The organism is Shimia sp. CNT1-13L.2 (genome assembly GCF_024331145.1).
GTDB lineage: Bacteria > Pseudomonadota > Alphaproteobacteria > Rhodobacterales > Rhodobacteraceae > Shimia.
On record NZ_JANDJO010000016.1, the window covers coordinates 24,150 to 37,461 of the forward strand.

General features: G+C 61.9%; 11 protein-coding genes, 2 tRNA genes and 1 pseudogene. 10 read left to right on the plus strand and 4 right to left on the minus strand.

Translation table 11 applies throughout. The features are described from left to right. The first annotated feature begins 68 nt into the window (after positions 1 to 68). On the plus strand, positions 69 to 983 hold the full coding sequence (locus tag NNA36_RS19450) for a pirin family protein (protein WP_255110235.1): 915 nt from the start codon (positions 69 to 71) through the stop codon (positions 981 to 983). Positions 984 to 1,020: 37 nt separating this feature from the next. On the opposite strand, the gene NNA36_RS19455 is transcribed toward NNA36_RS19450, so the two are convergent. After that, positions 1,021 to 1,608 carry a TetR/AcrR family transcriptional regulator gene (locus tag NNA36_RS19455; protein ID WP_255110237.1) on the minus strand — a complete coding sequence of 196 codons (588 nt, stop codon included), beginning with the start codon at positions 1,606 to 1,608 and terminating at the stop codon, positions 1,021 to 1,023. Positions 1,609 to 1,707: 99 nt separating this feature from the next. On the opposite strand from NNA36_RS19455, the gene NNA36_RS19460 reads away from it, so the two are divergent. The 9 genes from NNA36_RS19460 to NNA36_RS19505 all read left to right on the plus strand — a co-directional run bounded on the left by NNA36_RS19460 (position 1,708) and on the right by NNA36_RS19505 (position 9,906). Further along, positions 1,708 to 1,941 (plus strand): hypothetical protein, encoded by a 234-nt coding sequence (locus NNA36_RS19460; protein ID WP_255110239.1) that lies wholly within the window; start codon positions 1,708 to 1,710, stop codon positions 1,939 to 1,941. Positions 1,942 to 2,049: 108 nt separating this feature from the next. Next, positions 2,050 to 3,336, plus strand: a complete 1,287-nt coding sequence (locus NNA36_RS19465; protein WP_255110241.1) for a homoserine dehydrogenase — start codon at positions 2,050 to 2,052, stop codon at positions 3,334 to 3,336. Between the two features lie 169 nt (positions 3,337 to 3,505). After that, on the plus strand, positions 3,506 to 5,071 hold the full coding sequence (locus NNA36_RS19945) for a VCBS domain-containing protein (protein WP_303623814.1): 1,566 nt from the start codon (positions 3,506 to 3,508) through the stop codon (positions 5,069 to 5,071). A gap of 134 nt (positions 5,072 to 5,205) precedes the next feature. Beyond that, positions 5,206 to 6,168: a class II fructose-bisphosphatase gene (gene glpX, locus NNA36_RS19480; RefSeq protein WP_255110243.1), complete on the plus strand. Its 963-nt coding sequence runs from the start codon at positions 5,206 to 5,208 to the stop codon at positions 6,166 to 6,168. 3 nt (positions 6,169 to 6,171) lie between these two features. Then, positions 6,172 to 6,735 (plus strand): cysteine hydrolase family protein, encoded by a 564-nt coding sequence (locus tag NNA36_RS19485; RefSeq protein ID WP_255110245.1) that lies wholly within the window; start codon positions 6,172 to 6,174, stop codon positions 6,733 to 6,735. After that, positions 6,732 to 8,471 (plus strand): single-stranded-DNA-specific exonuclease RecJ, encoded by a 1,740-nt coding sequence (gene recJ, locus NNA36_RS19490; RefSeq protein WP_255110247.1) that lies wholly within the window; start codon positions 6,732 to 6,734, stop codon positions 8,469 to 8,471. The genes NNA36_RS19485 and recJ overlap by 4 nt, the downstream gene beginning before the upstream one ends. Positions 8,472 to 8,627: 156 nt before the next feature. Beyond that, positions 8,628 to 8,702 (plus strand) — tRNA-Glu (locus NNA36_RS19495). Positions 8,703 to 8,752: 50 nt separating this feature from the next. After that, a tRNA-Glu gene (locus NNA36_RS19500) sits at positions 8,753 to 8,827 on the plus strand. 179 nt (positions 8,828 to 9,006) lie between these two features. Further along, entirely contained in the window at positions 9,007 to 9,906 is a 900-nt protein-coding gene (locus tag NNA36_RS19505; protein WP_255110249.1) for a LysR substrate-binding domain-containing protein, read from the plus strand. On the opposite strand, the gene NNA36_RS19510 is transcribed toward NNA36_RS19505, so the two are convergent. From NNA36_RS19510 to NNA36_RS19520, 3 genes and pseudogenes are all read right to left on the minus strand, one after another. Further along, positions 9,903 to 10,931 carry an ACP S-malonyltransferase gene (locus NNA36_RS19510; RefSeq protein WP_255110251.1) on the minus strand — a complete coding sequence of 343 codons (1,029 nt, stop codon included), beginning with the start codon at positions 10,929 to 10,931 and terminating at the stop codon, positions 9,903 to 9,905. The two genes, NNA36_RS19505 and NNA36_RS19510, sit on opposite strands and share 4 nt — an antisense overlap. Then, positions 10,928 to 13,111, minus strand: coding sequence for an alpha-ketoacid dehydrogenase subunit alpha/beta (locus NNA36_RS19515; protein WP_255110253.1), 2,184 nt, complete (start codon positions 13,109 to 13,111; stop codon positions 10,928 to 10,930). The genes NNA36_RS19510 and NNA36_RS19515 overlap by 4 nt, the downstream gene beginning before the upstream one ends. Before the next feature lie 100 nt (positions 13,112 to 13,211). Continuing rightward, positions 13,212 to 13,312, minus strand: a pseudogene (locus NNA36_RS19520) (glutaryl-CoA dehydrogenase); the annotation flags it as partial.

The following is a 13,312-nucleotide window of genomic DNA, read 5'->3' on the forward strand; positions in this document are numbered from 1 at the left end:
TGACACATAGCGTTCAATTGAGAACAGGGGGTACGCGCTCTACATTTCAAAACGAAAGGAGACGCACCATGTCGATCAGACCTGTTCTCGAGCAACGCAAGGCCGAACCGCATATTGAAGGCGCCGGGGTTCATCTGCACCGCGCCTTCGGGTTTCGTGACCCTGAAGAGCTTGATCCCTTCCTGATGATGGATCACTTCCGCAACGACGACCCCGCCCGCTATGAAGCCGGTTTTCCGTGGCACCCGCATCGCGGGATCGAAACCATCACCTATGTGATTTCGGGGACGGTTGACCACCAGGACAGCCTTGGCAACACCGGCACGCTTGGCGCGGGCGACGTCCAGTGGATGACCGCCGGGTCGGGCATCCTGCACCAGGAAATGCCGGCACCGGACGCACAGGGTGTGAACCACGGCTTTCAGCTTTGGGCCAACCTGCCGCGTGATCTCAAGATGACCTCTCCGCGCTACCAGGACGTCGGGGCCAAGGAGATCCCGGAGATTATCGACGACGACGGCACCCGCGTGCGCGTGGTGGTCGGGTCGTTCTGGGGCAAACGCGGTCCGGTCGACGGGATTGCAGCCGACCCGCAATACCTTGACATCACGGTGCCACCTGGCGTGAAAAAGACCTTTCCGGTTGATACCTACCGACGTGCCTTTGCCTATGTTTTTGAAGGCGACGGTGCCTTTGCGGACGCGTCACAGCCCACCGGTATACTGCTGGAAAAGGAAGTGGCCGGTGAAGAGGTCCACATCCGCGACATGTCGGGCGACCGCACCCTGATCCGTTTTGGCACCGGCGACGAGGTGACGGTTCAGGCTGGTGAACAGGGTGTGCGCTTCCTGTTGATCTCGGGCGCACCGATCCAGGAACCCGTGGCATGGCACGGGCCTATCGTGATGAACACCCAGCAAGAGCTGATGCAGGCCTTTGCCGAACTGCGCAACGGCACCTTCATCCGCGAGAGCGCCAGATAACCACGCAAAAAGGCCGGGCCACCCCGGCCTTTTTGCCCTAGGCCCCCACGGCCTTGCGCACCATGTCCCAATAGACCTGTTCGACTTCGTCAAGCGACAGACGGCCCCCTTCGCGGAACCATGTGTTCACTCCGGTCAGCATCGCGATCACGGCATAGGTCGCCAGTTTGGTATCGGGCACGGCAAAGACACCCTCGCGCTGTCCGGCGTCCAGTATGGCCTCCAACTGGCCTTCGTATGTGCGCCGCAACCCTTCGATGACCGCAAAGTTTTCGTCGGTCAGGTTACGCAACTCCATGTAGGCGATGAAAACCTCGTCCGGGCGCTGCGAGTGATAGCGGATGTGAAAGCGGGTGAACTCTTCAAGGCGGGCCAAGGCCCCCTCCGGCAGGGCCAGTCCTGCGCGCTCCTGCATGAGTTCTTCCATGTGGTTACGCATCAGGTCGAACAACAGGCTTTGTTTATCTGGCGTATAGTTGTAGAGCGCCCCTGCCTGCACCCCGACTTCCTTGGCGATCTGGCGCATGGACACGGCCGCAAACCCGTGGCGGGCAAACAGCGAAAGGGCTGCCTCGCGTACGCGCGGGCCGGTAATGTCGGAATGTGATCCTGCGGTTCTAGCCATGGGGGCAGATTAACTGAACATTTGTTCACTTAAAAGCCCTGCTTGCCCTCAAGGCCCGACTGGGGCAAAACAGACGCAGTTCTTGTACGGAAAATAATCATGCGCCTGACTGTTGCCGCCCTGCCCCTGATGCTTGTCGCCGCCTGTGCGCAGTTTCCTGATGTTGATGCCGCCACCGATGCCGAGGTCGCACAGGCCGAATACCCGGTCCTGCTTCCCGTCGAGGATATCCTCCCGGAAAACCAGCCGCGCCTTGATGAAGACAGCGAAGGCGAGCTTGAAGCGCGTATTCGCCGCCTGAAGCGCCGCGCAAACGATCTCAAGAGCCAATAAACCGCCAATTTCCCCACCCTGTCCGACCTTGGGTCACAAGTCGCGTTGCACCACCGCCGCGAAGAGGTTAGAGGGCATGACAAGAGCCGTTCAAACAAGGAGAGAACGATGACCACCCCCCTGCGTCTGGGTATTGCCGGATTGGGCACCGTTGGTGTCGGTGTCGTAAAGATCGTCCGCCAGAAAGCGAACCTTCTTGCTGCGCGAACTGGACGCCCCGTGGTTATCACCGCCGTCTCGGCCCGCTCGCGTGACAAGGATCGCGGCGTGAACCTGAACGACTATGCCTGGGAAGATGATCCCGTGGCCCTGGCCAAGCGGGACGACGTCGACGTCTTCGTTGAACTGATGGGCGGCCATGAAGGCCCCGCCAAGGATGCCATCGAAGCGGCGATTGCCAGCGGCAAGGATGTCGTGACCGCCAACAAGGCGCTTCTGGCACATCACGGCCAGGCCATTGCCGAGGCCGCCGAAGACGCCGGTCGCGTGGTGCGCTTCGAGGCCGCGGTTGCGGGTGGTATCCCGGTGATCAAGTCGCTGACCGAAGGTCTGGCCGGCAACGACATCACCCGCGTCATGGGCGTGATGAACGGCACCTGCAACTATATCCTGACCCGGATGCAGGATGCCGGCCTGCCTTACGAAGAGGTCTTCGCCGAAGCCGACGCGCTTGGCTATCTCGAGGCCGATCCGAACCTTGACGTGGGTGGTATCGACGCCGGTCACAAGCTGTCGCTCCTGTCGTCCATCGCCTTTGGCACACAGGTCGATTTCGACGGTGTCGAACTGGAAGGCATCCAGCGCATCTCGATCGAGGACATCAAGCAGGCCGAAGACCTTGGCTACAAGATCAAGCTCCTGGGCGTGGCCCAGATGAGCGGCCGTGGCCTTGAACAGCGCATGTCGCCCTGTCTTGTCCCCGCCGACAGCCCGCTTGGGCAACTGAAGGGCGGCACCAATATGGTGGTGATCGAAGGCGATGCGGTAGAACAGGTTGTCCTGCGCGGCCCCGGTGCCGGCGAAGGCCCGACAGCCAGCGCAGTGATGGGCGACGTCTGCGACATCGCCCGCGGCCTGCGTATCTCGACCTTCGGCGCTCCTGCCAAGGGCTTGCAGAAAGCCAAGACGGCCAAGTCGAACTCGCCTGCTGCCTTCTACCTGCACCTGACGCTTCTGGATCGCCCCGGCGCACTGGCCAAGATCGCCACGGTCCTGGGCGAAAATGGCATCAGCATCGACCGCCTGCGCCAGACCCGCCACGACGACGCGAACGCACCGGTTCTGATCGTGACCCACAAGACCCAGCGCGCGGCCATCGACACGGCCATCGCCGCCATGGCCGAAACCGGTGTGATGGTCGGCGACCCCGTCGCCCTGCGCATCGAAAGCGTCTGAAACACGCTAGGCCTTCCCCCTCGGTGGAGGCCTTCCTGCACGCCCGGCAGGTTAAATCATGCGGGAATTCAAATGTTTTTTAAATTCCCGCCTCCGTTTCGTGTAGACTGGAGGGGTGTTTCGTACTGAGTCCTAGCGGTTTTAACTTTACAAACGCGAGGAGACTGAAATGCCTGGTAAAGGAAATGCAATCGGCAAGAACGCCGATGCCCCCCTCCCGACAATCAATGGCACTGACGCCGACGACGATCTGGACAACTCCACATCCTCGGACGCTGCACGCATGAACGGCGGAGATGGAAATGACACCATAACCGGCGGAGACGGCAATGACAGGGTCAACGCCGGAGATGGTGATGATCTGGTCGAAGGTGGTGCTGGTGATGATACCCTGTTCGGCAACGACGGCGACGATACCGCCCGATATCGTGGCTCGATCTTTGACTTCGTATGGCTAGAAGGCCGTGGCGGCACGCTTACTGTTGAGGACACCAACACATCTGACGGCGATGAAGGCACGGACACGCTGAAGCATTTCGAATACTTGATGTTCGACGACTTTGTTTTCAATCTGGATGGACCGAACGCCGCAATGGTTCTCGCGGATGACCAGACGGGTAACGAAGACAATCCACATGCCTTCACGATTGACGCATGGGATTTCGATGGCGGCACTGTATCGGTCCAGTCGGCCAGCGTTACCGGCGGAGGAACGATCTCTGTCGCGCCGGGCAGCACGCCTTTGGCGCAAGGCATGGGCGTAGGAGCACAGTTCTCTCTGACCTTCGATCCCAACGGTGCCTATGAATACCTGGCGGTGGGAGAAACAGCCGTCGAAACCATCACGCTTCTGGTGTCCGATGGTCAGGGCAATGTGACGCAGCGCGATGTTCAAATGACGATCGAGGGGCGCAATGACGCTCCGGTCATCTCGGGCGTTACCTATGATTCCAATGCGGTCAAGGAAGATGAAACCCTGGTCGCCACTGGATCCGTCAACGCCAGCGACGTGGATGCCTCGGACTTTCTTTCCTATTCGATCGTTGGCGGTGGCGTGGGAACCTTTGGCTCCCTGAGTATAGATGCCAACGGCGACTGGATGTACTCTCTCGACAATGACGCCGCCAACGTGCAGGCGCTGAATGAAGGGGACACCGAGACCGAAGTCTTTACCGTTCTGGTAGACGATGGAAATGGCGGAACCGACACCGTTGATGTCTCGATAGACGTGAATGGTACGGACGACGGGCCATCCGAACTTGTCATTCTGGACTTTGCAGAGTTCAGCGGCGCGGTTCACTGGTCCACCGACCCATGGACCGGCTATTACCGTCCACAGATAACCACCTATAAAGGTTTCGAAAATGTGTCCTACGGGTCGCACTACTGGCCTGATGCGACCACCGCGATCCTTTCGGGTGGGGATGGCTACGCCAGCAACTATTGGGCCGGTGAGATCACGCGCATTTCGCACGAGGACGATCTGATCTTCAACTTTGAGTCGATGAACGTTCGAAACTCCAGCGGCGTGTTTAGCGTGACCTTGCAAGGCTATCTGGATGGCGTCCTGGTAGACAGTCAGACCTATGCGGTTGGTGGCTCCTACACCAACGTCGCGCCGAATTTCACGGGCATCGATGAACTCGTGATCGACGTGAACGGCAGCTACACCGGGGCCTACAACAGCAATGGCACCGGCTGGATTCAATACGACGATCTGGTGTTCTATATCTGACCCGGACAGCTTGCCCTTTTATCACAAGCCGGCGCAGGACCTTTGCGCCGGCTTCTATCGTGCAAATACGCTTGTGAAACACCCTATTGCTGCGGTAGATGGGCGACAAACCCCATACGCAAGGAAGCCATTTCATGCCAACCAAAGCCGAATTTCAGGATCGTATGCTCTCGCTGGGCCTCGCCCGTGTTGCCGAACAGGCCGCACTGGCCTCGGCCAAGCTCGTAGGCCGCGGCGATGAGAAAGCCGCCGACCAGGCTGCGGTAAACGCCATGCGCGATCAGCTGAACCTTCTCGACATCGCGGGTGTTGTCGTGATCGGCGAAGGCGAACGTGACGAAGCCCCGATGCTCTATATCGGCGAAGAGGTCGGCACCGGCAACGGCCCGGGCGTTGACATCGCGCTGGACCCGCTGGAAGGCACCACCCTGACCGCCAAGGACATGCCGAACGCCCTGACCGTGATCGCCATGGGCCCGCGCGGCTCGATGCTGCACGCGCCGGACGTCTACATGGAAAAGCTGGCCATCGGCCCGGGCTATGAAAAAGACGTCGTCTCGCTCGACATGAGCCCGAAAGAGCGCGTCGAGGCGCTGGCCAAGGCCAAGGGTTGCGAAACCTCGGACATCACCGTCTGCATTCTCGAGCGCCCGCGCCACGAAGACATGATCGCACAGGTTCGCGAAACCGGTGCCGCCATCCGCCTGATCACCGACGGTGACGTTGCAGGCGTCATGCACTGCGCCGAGGCCGAGATCACCGGCATCGACATGTACATGGGTTCCGGCGGCGCACCCGAAGGTGTTCTGGCCGCTTCGGCCCTCAAGTGCATGGGTGGCCAGATCTGGGGCCGCCTGCTGTTCCGCAACGACGACGAACGTGGCCGCGCTGCCAAGGCCGGCATCACCGATCTCGACCGCATCTACAGCCGCGACGAGATGGTCACCGAAGACGTGATCTTTGCCGCCACCGGTGTGACCAACGGCTCGCTTGTGTCGGGCATCAAGTCCGAGCCGGGCTGGGTCACCACCGAAACCCTGATCATGCGTTCGAAAACCGGTTCGGTCCGCCGCATGCAGTACCGCACCCCGGTGTAATTCGTGACGCGTGCGCTTGTCCTGATCGACATCCAGGAAGGGATGGACAGCCCGCTTTGGGGCGCACGCAACAATCCCGACGCCGAAACACAGGCGGCGCGTCTCCTCGCCCATTTCCGGGCCACGGGCGCGCCGCTTTTTCATGTCCATCACCTGTCGACGCGTCCGGCGTCACCGCTGCATCCCGACAATGGCGGCACGAAGATCAAACAGGTCGTGGCGCCCACGGGCAATGAGCCGGTCTATGCAAAATCCGCGAACTCGGCCTTTATCGGCACCTCGCTTGAGGCCGACCTGCGCGCCGACGGTGTAACGGGCCTGGTGATCGCGGGTCTCTCCACGCCGCAGTGCATCTCGACGACGGTGCGCATGGGCGCAAACCTCGGGTTCGATGTCTGGCTGGCGCATGACGCCTGTGCCGCCTTCGAAACTCACGCGGGCTATGGCTGGAACGCCGACGCGCCGCGTATGTCGGCCCAGATGATCCATGACTGCGAAGTGTCGATCCTGCATGGCGAATTCTGCGAGGCCCGCGCCACCGATGCCATCCTCGAGGCGCTGTCATGAGCTTTCTTGACGTCGAAAGCTCGCTGACCGGGCGGCGCTGGCTTGGGCCGTCGGTCGAGATCAGCCGCGCCGCCGAACTTCTGGCGCAGGACACCCCCCTGCCCCCGGCCCTCTGTGCCGTGCTGGCCCGCCGCGGCGTGAGCGCAAACGAGGCCGAGTCCTTCCTTGAGCCAAAGCTCTCGGAACTCCTGCCCGATCCGCGCAAGCTGAAGGACATGGAAGCCGCCGCAGCGCGTTTCCTTGAGGCCGTGAAACAGCGCCAGCGTATCGCGGTGTTTGCCGATTATGATGTTGACGGCGGCACCTCTGCTGCCCTGCTGATCACGTGGCTGCGGGCCATGGGCCTGCCCTCCACGCTCTATATCCCCGACCGCATCGACGAGGGCTATGGCCCCAACGAAGCGGCAATGGAGGGGCTGGCGCGCGACCACGACCTGATCATCTGTGTTGACTGTGGCACCCTCTCTCATGGCCCGATCGAAGCCGCCAGAGGGGCCGAGGTGATCGTCCTGGACCACCACCTTGGTGGTGAAACCCTGCCGCCTGCTCTTGCGGTGGTGAACCCCAACCGACAGGACGAAGACGGCAACCTTGGCCACCTCTGCGCGGCAGGGGTCGTGTTCCTGATGCTGGTCGAAGCCAACCGCGTGATGCGCAGTGAGGGCGCAAAAGGCCCGGACCTGATGGCCATGCTTGATCTGGTGGCCCTGGCGACCGTGGCCGACGTTGCGCCGCTGACCGGTGTGAACCGCGCCTTCGTGCGTCAGGGTCTCAAGGTGATGGCACGGCGCGAGCGCCCCGGCATCGTCGCCCTGTCCGACGTGTCGCGCATGGATTCGGCCCCGAACTCCTATCATCTCGGCTTTCTGCTGGGCCCGCGGGTGAATGCGGGCGGACGCATTGGCCAGGCCGATCTGGGCGCGCGCCTGCTTTCGACCGACAACCTGCAAGAGGCCAAGGCCCTCTCGGAACGCCTTGACCAGCTCAACACCGAACGCCGCGACATCGAAGCCGCCGTGCGCGCCGCCGCCATGGAACAGGCCGAAGAGCGCGGTCTGGAGGCGCCGCTTGTCTGGGCCTCTGGCGAAGGCTGGCACCCCGGTGTCGTCGGCATCGTCGCCTCGCGCCTCAAGGAAGCCACCAACCGTCCGGCCATCGTGATCGGCTTTGACGGGGACGAGGGCAAAGGCTCGGGCCGGTCGATCTCGGGCGTCGATCTCGGCGCCTCGATCCAGCGCCTCGCCGCAGAGGGGCTGTTGATCAAGGGCGGTGGTCACAAGATGGCCGCTGGCCTGACGGTCGCACGCGACAAGCTGGAAGACGCCATGGAGCGCCTGTCCGAGCTCCTTGCCAAACAGGGCGCCGGAGAGGCCGGCCCTGCCGACCTCAAGCTGGATGGCATGTTGATGCCCATGGCGGCGACGCCTGAACTGATTCAGGACATCGAAAAGGCCGGACCCTTCGGGGCCAGTGCCCCCGCCCCGCGCTTTGCCTTTCCCGGCGTCGAAATCCGCTTTGCCAAACGCGTCGGTGACAGCCACCTCAAGCTGACCTTCGGCGATGAAACCGGCACCCGCCTTGATGCCATCGCCTTTGGCGCATTTGACACCGCCCTTGGCCCGACATTGCAGAATCACGGGGGCGCGCGTTTCCACCTTGCGGGCCGCCTGGAGATCAACACATGGGGCGGACGGCAATCGGTGCAGCTGCGCCTTGAGGATGCCGCCCCCGCATAGCCCTTGTTTTCCAAGGCTATCCGCGTGCCAAGCGCCAGCAAACCTAGGGCCGGAAAAACAACCTTCGGGATCGGTTGGAAAAAAACGCATCGAGGGCGAAATTTCCGCTTGCACCGCCACGGCGCATTGCATAAATACCGCCTCACGCTTCGGAATGGCCCGTTCGTCTATCGGTTAGGACGCCAGGTTTTCAACCTGGAAAGAGGGGTTCGATTCCCCTACGGGCTGCCACCGAAGCATCGTTCCAGACATCTGGAACACCCCGAACCAAAGGTTCAAGTGGCCCGTTCGTCTATCGGTTAGGACGCCAGGTTTTCAACCTGGAAAGAGGGGTTCGATTCCCCTACGGGCTGCCACTTTCTCACAGACGACACCTCATCGCACCGCCTAAACGGGCGAATTCGCGACGTTTGTTTCACATCCGCCCGTATGGTTGCCGTCTGCCATCATGGATCGAAAACGCGGCAAGAACGGGCTTTGCATCCAATGCATCCTCACGCTAGCTTCGCGGCAACGCCAAGAAGAAAGCCCGCCCATGTCCCTTCGCCTGCCCAGCCTGACGCATCTTCGCTGTTTCGAAAGCGCGGCGCGGCACCAGAGCTTTACAGCAACGGCCGAAGAACTGGGCATGACACAGGGCGCCGTCAGCAAGAAAATCAAGGAGTTGGAGACCGACGTCGGCTTTGACCTGTTCCAGAGAGTCGGGCGTGGGGTCGTCCTGACGGCAGCCGGGCGCAGCTTTGCCGAGAACCTGACTCGCGACCTCGAAGGCCTTAAGGCCACGGTACAGGACGCCGTTGCCGCGGGGGCTGGCAAGTCCACCCTGTCGATTGCAACCTTGCCGACCTTTGCCAATCTCTGGCTGATCCCGCGCCTGCCCGCTTTCTTCGAATTGCACCCGGAGATCGAGGTGTCCCTGTCGACCCGCCTTGTGCCCTTCGAATTCGACACCGAACCCTTCGACCTTGCCTTCCACTATGGCACCGAAAACTGGCCGGGCACCACCATGCGGCATCTGTTCGGGGAACAGATGGTCGCAGTCTGCTCACCGGCGTTTCGCGATCACCATGGCCTCGACAACCTTGCCAACCTCGACAATGTCCCGCTCCTGCATATCTCCACCCGAAGCGATTCCTGGCCCGACTGGATCGAACGTGCTGGCGGGGTGGCCCGCCCGCGCAAGGATGGCCGTTATTTCGATCAGCACTCGATGGTGATTTCCGCGGCCAAAGCCTCGCTCGGCGCGGCGATAGTGCCGCTTGTCGTTGTCGCGCAGGAACTTGAAGCGGGACATCTCGTACGCTTGGGCGAGACGACCCTGACGACGGAAAAATCCTACTATCTCGTGCGCCCCGCCGGCTATAAATCCGAACCGGCCAGGGCGTTCGAGACCTGGGTCACCCAACAGGCCCAAAAGACGCGACCACGCCCCTAACCCGTGACCAGCGCCCGCTGATCGGCCATTCCCATCGAAAGCATACGTGCCCCCGCGGCCTTGAAATCGGCCTTGTCTGTCCAGCCGCGCCAGCCGCAGGACACAAGGCTTTGCGCAACCGCGCCGCCCAAAGTTGTCCCCGGCCCCAGTACGATAAAGACGTCCGGCATCAACTCCCGCGCGGCAACACGAATGGCCGCCGAAAAGTCATAAGGTTCAACCACTTGATGACCAAGTGTATAGGCCCGCAAGTCCGCCGGATTGGCCGCTTTCGGATGCCAGATGGCACCCCGCCCGTCGATCATCGGCAGGTCCGGCGCGGCAAACAGGTCTTCGGTCAGCCGCGCCTGTCCCTGTACCGCCACCGGGGCCTGCATCGCGGTATGAAACCCTGCATGCCCCGGCAGGCGCATCGGAAAGCGCCCCTGCACCACCGGCATTTCGGCCTCGAAAGCGGTCAGCCCGCTGTCGTTGCCCGCCAGCACCAGCATCCCGCCAAGATCAATGGACAGGCCAAGCACGTGGCCGTCACGCCGGTTGATCTCGGCCACCGCGGTTTCGATCTTCTCCCGCTCACCGGGGATCGCCTGCCAGTTTTCATCGACAAACGGATAAATCAACTGCCCTCCGATCATGTTCTCATGCATCAGGGTGCCCATCGTGTTGACCACCTCGAACCCGTTCATCACGTCTAGTGCCCCGGCGCAGGCCAGCGCAATGTACCAGCCCATCGAATTCCCGGTGACGCCAAGAATGTCGAACCGCTCGCGATCAATCGCGAGGAAATCGGCATAGGCACAGGCATAGATCAACCCGCTGGCATTGTCCCCCCGCGTGAAGCGGCTCCCTGAAAAGCGAGCCGCACCGTCCAGCTCCGACAGCTTTTCCTGACCCAGTGCATCACGATAGCTGTCAAACCGCGCCATGAGGGCGGATTGCCCCGCGTGGTGGCGTGCGAAATAGCCAAGCTCCTCGCGATTATACGTCCCCCGACCGGGGGCCACGACAACAGCAGTCTGTTTCATTTCGCCCCCCAAAGGTTTCGCGCGGCCTCGGCAATCGATGCGCGTGACGGCATGGTTGCAGCATAGGCAGGCCCCGTGGCAATGAAACTGTCCTCGGCGGCGATACGGGCGTGCGGGAGATCACATTGCTCCTGCAACAGCGCCATCAGGGCTTCGGACTGGCTGCCGGTTGTGCGGCACTCGTCGACAATCAGGACCTTCTCGGCCCCTTTCAGCGCGCCGAGAATACCCTCGACCGGCAGGGGCGCCAGCCAGCGCATGTCGATCACCCGCGCCCGGATGCCCTCTTCGGCAAGGTCTGCTGCGGCCTGCGTCGAAAGATACCGCCCGTTGCCATAAGTCAGGATGGCCAGCGGCCCGTCGCCCTCGACCCCGACCTCACCCAGACCAATCCGCTGATCCGGCGAGGGATAGGTTGTCATCCAGCCACCGTCCTTCTCGTCCATCAGGTCGCGCATCGGATACAGCGCAATAGGCTCGACAATCACCACCACCCGCTGTTCTTCGCGCGCCAGCCGCACGCATTCGCGCAACATCCTGGCGCCATCATCGCCGCGCGACGGGCAGGCAATCACAATGCCCGGAATGTCGCGCAGTACCGCCAGCGAGTTGTCATTGTGGAAATGCCCGCCAAACCCCTTCTGGTAACCAAGCCCGGCAATCCGCATCACCATCGGGTTGGTGAACTGCCCGTTCGAAAAGAACGGCAGTGTCGCCGCTTCGCCGCGCAGCTGGTCTTCGGCGTTGTGCAGATAAGCCAGGAACTGGATTTCCGGCATCGGCACGAACCCGTTGTGCGCCATGCCGATCGCGAGACCAAGGATCGACTGCTCATCCAGCAGGGTGTCGATCATCCGGTCCGGGCCGAAACGATCAATCAGCTTCTGGGTCACACCATAGACGCCACCCTTCCGGCCCACGTCCTCGCCCATCATGACAATCTCGCCATGTTCCAGCATCAGGTCGGTCAGCGCCCAGTTCAAAAGGCGCGACATCGGCTGCGGGTTGTCCATCTGCTTGAGGTCTGCGCCAAAAGCCTTGGCGCGGGCGTCCTCCGAGGGGCCATTGGTGGCCGCACACACCCGTTTCGGCGGGATCAGCGAGGCCATTACATCCTCTGCCGTCTCAAGGCGCGGGCGCTTCACCGCCTCGGCGGCGACACGCGCACATTGGTCTTCGCTGTCCTGATAGATCGCCAGTACCTCGTCCGCCGTCAGGATACCGGCCTCGATCAAAAGACGGGCGGAATGCAACAGGGGATCATCCGCTTCCCATCCTTCGAAAATGTCCTTCCTCAGATAGGCCTGCTGCAGATCCGATCCCGCATGGCCATAAAGGCGCACCAGCGACAGGTGCAGGAAGGCCGGTTTGCGACGGCGGCGCACATAGTCTGCCGCTTCTCGGGCAACGCGGAACGTGTCAAAGATATCAAGGCCATCTGCCTTGAAGTATTTCAACCCCGGCTTGTTGGCATAGTTCGCACCAACCCAACCGCTGGGCGTGCGGGTCGAGATGCCGATACCATTGTCCTCGCAGACAAACAGCAACGGCAGCGGCACCGACTGGTAAGAGGTCCAGCAGGCGGTGTTGATCGCCCCCTGCGCGGTCGAATGGTTCGACGAAGCATCGCCAAAGGAACACATCACGAGGCTGTCGTCGGCCAGCACCTGATGTTCAACGGGATGGCGTTTCGCAAGACCGATGGAATAGGCCGCCCCCACCGCCTTGGGCAGATGGCTGGCAATGGTCGAGGTCTGCGGCGGGATCATCAGGGACTTCGATCCTAGAACCTTGTGCCGACCACCCGACATCGGGTCTTCGCGCGACGTGGCAAAGCTCAGAAGCATATCCCATGTCGCCGTGGTGCCCGGCACCTGCGCCGAGCGCATCGTTTGAAACGCGCCGTCGCGGTAGTGCAGAAACGCCATGTCATCGGGGCGCAGCGCCGCCGCTACTGCGGCCATGCCCTCATGGCCGGACGAGCCGATGGTGTAATACCCCTGCCCTTCGGCCTGCATCTTGCGGGACCGGCGATCCAGGTTTCGGCTAAGAACCTGCGCCCGAAACACCTCAACGGCCTGTTCTGGCGTCAACGGGCCTTGTGCCGGTTTACCGCCGGGCAACTGGCCCGCGGCCACCTTTTCACGAAACGCCTGATCGACAATATCGGCACGATCCATCACGCTCTCCCGGATCTTCTTCTTGTCTCAAATACCCCTCGGGGGTGAATTGGCGCATCGCGCCAAGAGGGGGCCGAGGCCCCCTTCTGCCTTCACATCCTCAGGCAAAGGCCTGCAGGCCGGTCTGTGCGCGGCCCAGGATCAGGGCGTGCACGTCGTGGGTGCCCTCGTAGGTGTTCACTGTCTCGAGGTTCACCATGT

Bases quoted from the DNA above. Each gene is read 5' to 3' on its own strand.
- glpX (WP_255110243.1), top strand. From the start codon at position 5,206: ATGCCAACCAAAGCCGAATTTCAGGATCGTATGCTCTCGCTGGGCCTC.
- NNA36_RS19505 (WP_255110249.1), top strand. From the start codon at position 9,007: ATGTCCCTTCGCCTGCCCAGCCTGACGCATCTTCGCTGTTTCGAAAGC.
- NNA36_RS19515 (WP_255110253.1), bottom strand. From the start codon at position 13,111: ATGGATCGTGCCGATATTGTCGATCAGGCGTTTCGTGAAAAGGTGGCC.
- NNA36_RS19460 (WP_255110239.1), top strand. From the start codon at position 1,708: ATGCGCCTGACTGTTGCCGCCCTGCCCCTGATGCTTGTCGCCGCCTGT.
- NNA36_RS19450 (WP_255110235.1), top strand. From the start codon at position 69: ATGTCGATCAGACCTGTTCTCGAGCAACGCAAGGCCGAACCGCATATT.
- NNA36_RS19455 (WP_255110237.1), bottom strand. From the start codon at position 1,608: ATGGCTAGAACCGCAGGATCACATTCCGACATTACCGGCCCGCGCGTA.
- NNA36_RS19945 (WP_303623814.1), top strand. From the start codon at position 3,506: ATGCCTGGTAAAGGAAATGCAATCGGCAAGAACGCCGATGCCCCCCTC.
- NNA36_RS19465 (WP_255110241.1), top strand. From the start codon at position 2,050: ATGACCACCCCCCTGCGTCTGGGTATTGCCGGATTGGGCACCGTTGGT.
- NNA36_RS19510 (WP_255110251.1), bottom strand. From the start codon at position 10,931: ATGAAACAGACTGCTGTTGTCGTGGCCCCCGGTCGGGGGACGTATAAT.
- recJ (WP_255110247.1), top strand. From the start codon at position 6,732: ATGAGCTTTCTTGACGTCGAAAGCTCGCTGACCGGGCGGCGCTGGCTT.